The 8,700-nt window shown below is 27.4% G+C and carries 6 protein-coding genes; 1 reads left to right on the forward strand and 5 read right to left on the reverse strand.

Features of this window, described 5'->3' with window-relative positions; all coding sequences use genetic code 11:
* Positions 1 to 4: 4 nt before the first annotated feature.
* Positions 5 to 880 carry a type I-B CRISPR-associated protein Cas7/Csh2 gene (gene cas7b, locus ACVHXK_RS03725; RefSeq protein WP_461205017.1) on the reverse strand — a complete coding sequence of 292 codons (876 nt, stop codon included), beginning with the start codon at positions 878 to 880 and terminating at the stop codon, positions 5 to 7.
* Complete coding sequence (locus ACVHXK_RS03730) at positions 873 to 2,843, reverse strand: TIGR02556 family CRISPR-associated protein (protein ID WP_461205018.1); 1,971 nt, start codon at positions 2,841 to 2,843, stop codon at positions 873 to 875. Before ACVHXK_RS03730 ends, cas7b begins: the two co-directional genes overlap by 8 nt.
* A gap of 352 nt (positions 2,844 to 3,195) precedes the next feature.
* Between ACVHXK_RS03730 and ACVHXK_RS03735 the strand changes: the two genes are divergently transcribed.
* Positions 3,196 to 4,518: an IS1380 family transposase gene (locus ACVHXK_RS03735; RefSeq protein WP_461205019.1), complete on the forward strand. Its 1,323-nt coding sequence runs from the start codon at positions 3,196 to 3,198 to the stop codon at positions 4,516 to 4,518.
* 442 nt (positions 4,519 to 4,960) lie between these two features.
* On the opposite strand, the gene ACVHXK_RS03740 is transcribed toward ACVHXK_RS03735, so the two are convergent.
* From ACVHXK_RS03740 to ACVHXK_RS03750, 3 genes are all read right to left on the reverse strand, one after another.
* A complete protein-coding gene (locus tag ACVHXK_RS03740) occupies positions 4,961 to 5,587 on the reverse strand; it encodes an RloB domain-containing protein (RefSeq protein ID WP_461205020.1) in 627 nt (208 codons plus the stop codon).
* 3 nt (positions 5,588 to 5,590) lie between these two features.
* On the reverse strand, positions 5,591 to 6,895 hold the full coding sequence (locus tag ACVHXK_RS03745) for an AAA family ATPase (RefSeq protein WP_461205021.1): 1,305 nt from the start codon (positions 6,893 to 6,895) through the stop codon (positions 5,591 to 5,593).
* Between the two features lie 195 nt (positions 6,896 to 7,090).
* Entirely contained in the window at positions 7,091 to 8,383 is a 1,293-nt protein-coding gene (locus ACVHXK_RS03750; protein WP_461205022.1) for a hypothetical protein, read from the reverse strand.
* Between the last annotated feature and the right edge of the window lie 317 nt (positions 8,384 to 8,700).

An 8,700-nucleotide genomic window follows, 5' to 3' on the forward strand; every position in this document is an offset into this window, starting at 1 on the left:
CACCCTACTCTACTATAGATAGTTTAAATCCTTGTAATAAATCCATTATATTTGAATCCTCTTGCTTATATAAAACTTTCAATCTTTTATCCACAAAAATATTTATCTTCTCTATTTTATCCACATTTTCATTCAAATGATCAACAAGCTCACTTACTTCTAATTTGATTTCAGTTATATCTCTTATACTGTCTTTTTCTTCTTTTATTGAAATAAAATCTCTCATATCTCCTAATATAGTTTCATCATTTTTGTATTCTACTCTTAAATACAATCTAGGGTATTGACCAATTTTACTTCTTGTAGCTAGTTCTGGAATAGCAAATCTCATAGCTTTATCAAATATATTTACATCTTCATCCTTTAAATGCGTTTTTTCTGCCCTTTTACCACTAATAACACCTGAGAAAGCTATTAGTGAATATTTTACCCGATAATCTTTTCCTATAGCTCCTTGCTTATTCCCCGCATCAGTTAAAAAATGTGATGTAATGCTAGATTCTATTAGCTCCACTTTATTTAATGAATATCCCCAATTGAATTGAATTGGTCCTATGAACATTTTGTTATCTTTTTTTATAGGTATAGTTGCACCAAACATTCTTACATCAATTAATTCATCTAATATTGTATCAACGGAACTATCCTTCAACTCTAATATTATTTTTTCTGGGGTTACACTTTTATCCTCCATTTTTCTAACAAATAAACTATAATCTCTATTTAAAAGGTAATCACGAATATATCTTTTAATCCTAACATCTGAAACTAAGTTAATTTCTCTTTCATAGTCCATACGAGGTCTATTTTCCTCATCTGGGTCTCCATTTGGATTACACAACTTTGCATCATATAAATATAGAATTTCACTATTATTCATTTTCATTTCCCCCTTCTTTTTTCTTACCAAATAATTTTGTAGTTGAATAACTATATCCTGATAATATATAAAATAAGTTTTCATGTTTGTTCAATTTCCAGTTATTTAAATTAGCATCAATCAATCTCTTTGTTTCTGCAAAAACACCTTCATTATATCTAAGTATTTTTTCTTGCTTTAATTTATTAAATATATCACTTGTAAGTCTTATCATTTTACTTTTATCTATGCCACCAAAGTTTAATTTATTGAGTATTGGTTTTTTTCTTTCTTCGCTTCTTTTACCCTGAGCATTACCTACTTGTCCAACAAGATATCCTAGTAAAAATAAAGCTGTTTCTTCTTCACTATACCCCATTGTATCTATATAATTTTTTAAATCATCTTTTAGGTTTAGAGTACTAATATCCATTGCTTCCCCCTTTTCCAAACAATTAATATATTCTAAAAACTTAATAAATAAATTACCTGACATTATGGTATTATGAATTTTACCATTTGAAACATTGAACCCTACTTGTTCATAAAATTGTATTTTTGCACAATGAATAAGGTTGCTTATAACAAATTGTTTACTAATCTTTTTTTGAGATAATATACTATCATAAAGGTGAAGTATATCTCTGAACTGCGTTGCTTCTCTCTTTTTATTTTCTCTAATAGGAACCATTCTATATACTTTTGCTAGACTAAGATTATATTTATTTTCATAACCTAAAATTTTTACACAAATATCATTGGCATAACTTATGCCAAAAGCTATTGTATCAAATATAGAAGGATTTACATCTTTAATTAGCCTCTGTACTTTTGTTGATTTCTGATTCTGCTTGTAAAAAATAAAATTCAGTAAAAAATACACCTTATCTTCTAGTTCATTCTCCTCTATGTTAGATATAATATTATCTCTTAGTTCATCAATATCCTCATAACTTTTTACAGTGTTAAATTTCATTTTTATTTGTTCTGAAATATCATCAAGTTCCTCTTTGGGTAGTCCTTCATTGATAATAAAATGAGGAACAATTAGTACTGTAAAGTTGGCCAATCTGGTATTAAGATTATTTTTAATATAATTCTCCCCTGCTAATAATTCTGCAAAACAATTAGAGCATAACAGCATATTTTTAGAATAATCCTTTGAAATATTTCTCCCAAAGATAACTTGATTTGTAGTGAAAAATTTAAATTGCGTATTTGCCATATCATATGATAAATTATTAGTCTCTCCACATATACTACAATTTTGTATTTTACTATTGCTATTCTTTTTCTTATTTTTATCTACACTGTTCTTCTCTTTTAATACTTCTTCTTTATATTCCTCTATATCGCAGATTAGTTCATCATCAATGTAGATAGTACTTAACCCTATACTGTCTTTTTTTAAATCATTAATTTTTATATACTCATCTAAAGTTTTTAAAAATTTTTTCTTTAATTCATCTTTTATTTTTTTCTCTCTTTGTTTTTTATCTTTTATTTCATTCATTTCTTCTATTGTTTCTCTATAAATCTCTTCAATTGTTATGTCACTAATGGCAGCCTTTTTATAATCCAAGATATATCTGTTTTTTGTACTTTTATATTGTTCTCCAAGGTCTACAAAAAACTCATCTCTTACTATCTGGAGTTTAGCGTTCAATTCATCCCCAAAATTATGACTACATAAATTAGGTATAGTTTCTGAAAGATGATACCAAATATTTTTAGCCGTTGCATACCATTGTGGTGAGTTAGCTCCTGCAGCAGATCCAATAAATAAATATTTTTTAGTTGAAGCTTGCGATAATTCCTCGTTTAGATCTATCTTTACTTTATTTTCTTTTGTATAAAATTTAAACTTCAAAATGTACTTACAATTTTCTTTCTTATCTTTGATCTGAACATCTTGGATTAAGCTTGATAACATACCTTCTTCCTTTAATATGCTTTTACCAATTTGAATAATGGCTTCTTGCATTTAAACACCTCCTTATCCCTATACTTTTAAAGATTTTATCTATCCAATAAAATACTTTGTTATATTAAGCATAAAAGTATTTTATGCGAATATTTACCATTTATTATATTATACTACAAAATATATCAAATTAATTTATATTTTTATAATCTTGTGATTACTTTTTTATATTTTAACCTGAATTATTCATAATCAACATTAAAACTCTGAAAGATAGTGGTATTTAGCCGGTAGGCTGTAAATCTTCATTTCACTTAATAAGTGAATATAAAAAAGTATATAAAAAAAGCCTCAAATTTGTTATAGTTTTAGTTGACAAACAAAAAACAAAACAAAGGAGAGACTTCTTTCTATGAATAGTTTATTAGAAAAACAGATGAATTTCAACAAAAAAGTAAAAATAAATTTTGAGGGTGGAGATTTAACATCAGATTCTGGAATTTTGTTATACAAAGAATTTGATAATAAAATTGGGTTTAGTAACTTAATAAAGGACACTTTCATTCTTGAAGATGACATAAATACAAGAACTCATACTAATGAAGATATTGTTCTACAAAAAATATATCAGAATATAGCCGGCTATCATACCGATGACAATGCTGATGAATTAACTTTAGATCCAACTCTTACTACTATTTTAAATAAAGAAAAATTAGCTTCGCAGCCTACTATATCAAGATTTAATAATAGACTAACCGATAAAACTCTTAAACAGCAACAATTCATAAATGAAAAATTATTGGATAGAGCTTATTCTATAGAACCAATTGAACATATCATATTTGATATTGATTCTACGAACTTACAAACTTTTGGTAAACAACATGGAGCAGCCTTTAATTATCATTATGGGTCAAATGGATACCATCCATTACTTATGTTTAATGGGTTGAATGGTGATTTAATTAAAGCAGAGCTACGCTCAGGAAATGTTTATACTTCTAGGAAAGTAGTAAGTTTTATTGGTCCAGTACTAAAAAAATACTTAAAGGAATATCCAAGTGTAACTAGATGTATCCTTGGAGATAGTGGGTTTGCAGTACCTGGATTATATGAACTTGCGGAGCAACTTGAAACATTATACGCTATTAGATTAAAAGCAAATGCCACTTTATATAAATTAGCTTCAAAGTTTGAGAATAAATTAATAGAAAAATACAAAGAAAATCCATACGATTACCAAGTGATTTATGAGGAATTTCAATATAAAGCATCGAGTTGGGATAAGAATCGTAGAGTAGCAGTAAAAATAGAAAAGCCCGAAGGGCAGATAGGTTATCACTATACTTTCGTTGTTACTAATATGACTGTATCACCTAAGAATATTATAAATTTTTATTGTAATCGTGGTACCATGGAAAACTTTATAAAAGAGGGCAAAAATGGTTTTGCTTTCGGTAAAATGAGTAGCAGAAAATATCTAGCTAACGCTAATAAACTACAAGAGATGGTATTAGCTTATAATTTGAATAATCTATTTAGGAGACTATGTTTTAGTAACAATATTAAAGAAAATAGAATTGAAACAATACGTATGAAAATAATTAAAGTGGCAGCTAAAGTAATTAAAACAGGTCGATATTTAAAATTTAAACTTTGTAGCAGCTGCGCTTATAAAAAAGATTTTTGGTATATTCTTGATAAAATTAATGAACTGCCTTGCTTTACATAACATTTAGAAGCAATACAAATAAAATTTAAATTAAAATAACACCCTACGGGTAAAACATACCCTTTTTTAAGATACAAAAATTGTAAGTTCAAATAAATATTAAAACTCACACATAAATACAGAAAAAACTTATATAAAAATAAAAATAGGTCTAAATAACAACTTAATTCATTATAATTGAGTTGTTAAATTTAAACCTATGAATAATTCAGGTTAAAATAAGCCCCACAAAACAAATTCTATATAAATCAATATAAGTTTAAATACATCTCAAAATAAAAGTTTTTTTATGTTAAGGTTCATTTTCATAGGACCTATTTTAAGATAGTTTACATCTATATTGTTATCATCTGTTTATTTTTTATTCAAAAAGCACTCAACAAATGTTGAGTGCTAATGAAAATACTTATTTTAATATATCCTTGTCTAATAACTATATATTCTATAACTCCTTACAATCCTTCAATACAAACTTTAAAAATTGGTGAATTGAAAAATCTGGATTAGAATAACAAGTAGATGAAGCTACAATCATTTTATCTGTTTCAAGTTTTCTCTCCCTAATTTTATCAGCCCTTATAATAGCTTTTTTCACGTCATCTAAAGTAATTTGTGCTAAGATTTTATCAATAACATTTTTCTTTTTTATATCTTCAATAGCACTTAACTTATATATCCTTCTCACGTCCGAGATATAAGCATGGTTTTGAGAAACAATCCTATTATAATCTTCTTTGTGAAGAATAAGCCATAAATCAAAATTCACATTACTATATGCATGAAAAACTTTCTTCCCATTTTTTCTTTTAGTAGATTTATTACTATTTTTTAGTTGGTCACAAATTCCAATGTTTTTTTCAAATTCTACATTATTAAAATCATAATCAAAAAGTGCTGCATTATCATATTCAGTATAAGTTTTTTTTAGTTTATAAGCACCACCAATCATAGTGTTTATTGTTACAACTCTTTGTGGATATTGTTTCAAAAGAGAAGCTACATGTTTAAGATATAATTCTTCCTGTTGCCCCTCACAAACACATAGATAGGTTTTTCTATATAACCCCATAAATTATTCCTCCTCACTATCATCATTTATTAGTAATTTGGAAAAATCAATAAATGGTAATGCTCCATATTTTCCTTTAAAATAATTAATCAAATGATTTTGATCATTCCGAACATTTTCTGAACCAAAATCAGCTAATGTATAAATTACACTTTCGAAAGAATCTTTATCCTTTTCCACAAATCGAATCTGATCCCTTCTAAAGATTTTATTATTTAAATAAATAGGATTATGAGTTGTGAAAATAAGTTGTGCTTTATTCGTATTTATTGTTTGATCATTAAATAATTCTAAAATTCCTTTTATAAGCTCTGGATGAATAGCCGCATCAAATTCATCAAGTACAAACACCCCACCTGAAGTAAATAATCTTTCAAATGGAATTGCAAAATCAAGGAGTTTCAAAGTTCCTCTCGATTCCATTAATTCAGCCGGAATCATCGCCTTATTATTTTGATTTTTGTATATAGAAACAAGCTCCATACTTGCTGAATCCTCATTATCTGTTTTAGTAGATTTAAAAGCAATGCTTTGTGGACCAAAATCAGCATTCTTTACAAAACCTTCTAATATTTTATTCCAAACTAAAAAATCTTTTTTAGGCATATCCTCACGAGAAAAAGTTATATTCGTTCTCTTTAATGTAAAATCACTTACAACAACCAATTTATTTCTAAAAAAGTCAAGAACTGCTTCTGCTAACTCGTTACTAATGATACTTTTAAAAGCTCTTGAAAGAAATAGTTCTGATTCATCAAGATTTGTATTAATTTTATTTTCAAATTCACTTAGAAGCTTATCATTAAAGTGTATAACCTCTAAAGCTTTTTTATCTTTCATTATAGAAATTTTATTATTATCACGTTTAAATATTTTTACCTCTTTAGATTTACCTACAATTATAGATAAGTTTTCTGATACAATTTTTCTAGGCCCTTTTTTAAATATATTGCAAAAAACTTCAAATCCATATATTAAATGATATTCTCTATTTATAAATTCAATTTGAAATGCCATTGACTTTTCTTCATTATTATATGCAAAAGGATATAATTCTAAGTTATTTAAATTTGAAGCACCAGATTCTAAAGAACCTGACAATATAATCTCTTTCATAACTGCAAGAGACATTATAATATTAGATTTTCCACTAGCATTTGCACCATATATTACAGTAGATGGAATGATTCTACTATCATTTTCTTTTATCAAATTTTCATTCAATGTTCGTTGTAAACCTGCTTTCATTGATAGAGAAGTCTTGTCTTTGAAAGATCTAAAGTTAGAAAACTCATAATTAACAAGCATACTATAATAACCTCCTATAATTTACTATTCATTATTATATTATATCCAGTTATATATATATATACAACTTTATTTGAGTTTTTTTCTCAAAACCGCAATTTATTCTATTGTGTTTCTTACTCATATACCATCATAAATATATTTTTATTTTCACCAGGTTTTTCACTTCATACATTGTTTCATCTATTACTACACTCAGTTTATCATAACTAAATTCCTCCAAATCTCATCTCTATATCCAACCATTTCATCAAACCCATAGAAAAAATTCACCTTTTGATCTGCAATTGTGTTTCCTTGTGGCTTATCTCCTGTGATAAATACACGAAAAGTTTCAGCTATATCTTCCGCTGGATTAGTGGCTGCATAGTCTGATACAAATCTATCATTATATTTTTCATAAAAAGTATAACTTCCTTCTTCTGGATCTTCCTCAGTCATAGAAGTATGCTCATCTATAATATCTTTCCAAAACTCTTGATAAAATAGATTTAGATATGCAGGTTCCTTTAGTTGCCCTTCTTCTAATACATATGTATCTAACCTATCATTTTCTTCTAGCATAAGCTGCTCATTATTTAAAGTAAGCAAATGTCCCATTTCGTGGATAATAGTTTCCGTTCCCTCTTCACTAAATGTACCATCCTCATTCACTGTGTCTTTAATATCTATAGCTAATCGCCAAAGATTTTTATCACCGTCCTCTATTACATGTGCTAATACCCCATCATACCCATCTGTATTCACTTCAAATCTAACTATCATCATCATGCATTTATCCGGTATTATTTTACCGATGTGGTCAAATGCCTTCTCATAAGTATCCATTTCATCTTTCGAAATATCTTCGCTGTTAAATATACTATCTTCACTCAATACAATTTCTCCATTTTGTATATCATATAGAGCTAATTGAATATTTTCATTTATTATCTGATTTTCAACTTCTTCATAATTATATCCATACTCATTAAAAATAATTTCTGATTCTTCTCTTAATGAGATATATTCTTCGTTATATTCCATCTCTTCTAATTCATCATTTTCTTCTGCCTCAAAATAAAGATCATCTATTTCATACTCAATTTCCAGTAATTCTTCGTAGTCTCCTACCTCAAATTCGTCTCTTTTATCTTCAATAAAAGAACTCATTGTGTAATATGCAACCTTCAGTCCAGCTTCTCTAAGAAAAATATCCAGCTCATCCATAAGTTCATAATACTTTATACTTCCATAGCCTTCCTTAATAAATTCATCTTCAGCTATATTAAAAAGTTGCTCTGCTTCTATCTTTTCTTCGGTACTTAAAAGTTCATAGTCTTGTCCCAAATAATCTTTTAGAGTATACTCCTCAAATTCTTCTCCATTTTGTCCTTCAATTTGCATAGAATTATCTGATGTATATTCTTCATTATATTCACTACATCCTGTAATCGTAAAAATAGAAATTACTATAATAACAATTATTCCATTTATTTTACTCTTCATTGCTCCTCCTTCAAAACTTATTGTTATTCCATTCATAATCTTATTATCTTTCTACTATAATTATAGCATTATAATCTACAAAAAAGGCAAGTGCAATTCCTGATACTAATAAGGATATATCCCCAATCTCTTCGCATAAAACAAAAACACTCAACATATGTCAAGTGTTAATCTAATTATTAATTTTAATAGCCTATTCGCTTTACTTAATTTTTATTTACAAATTCCATCGCTAACTTAGTGAACTACCCTCCACTTACTTTGTTGAAGTGGGGGCTTCTTGGTCAATACTCCTAACAGAGCAAGTTTACCCAAGC

The sequence above is a fragment of the Clostridium sp. DL1XJH146 genome (assembly GCF_054819755.1).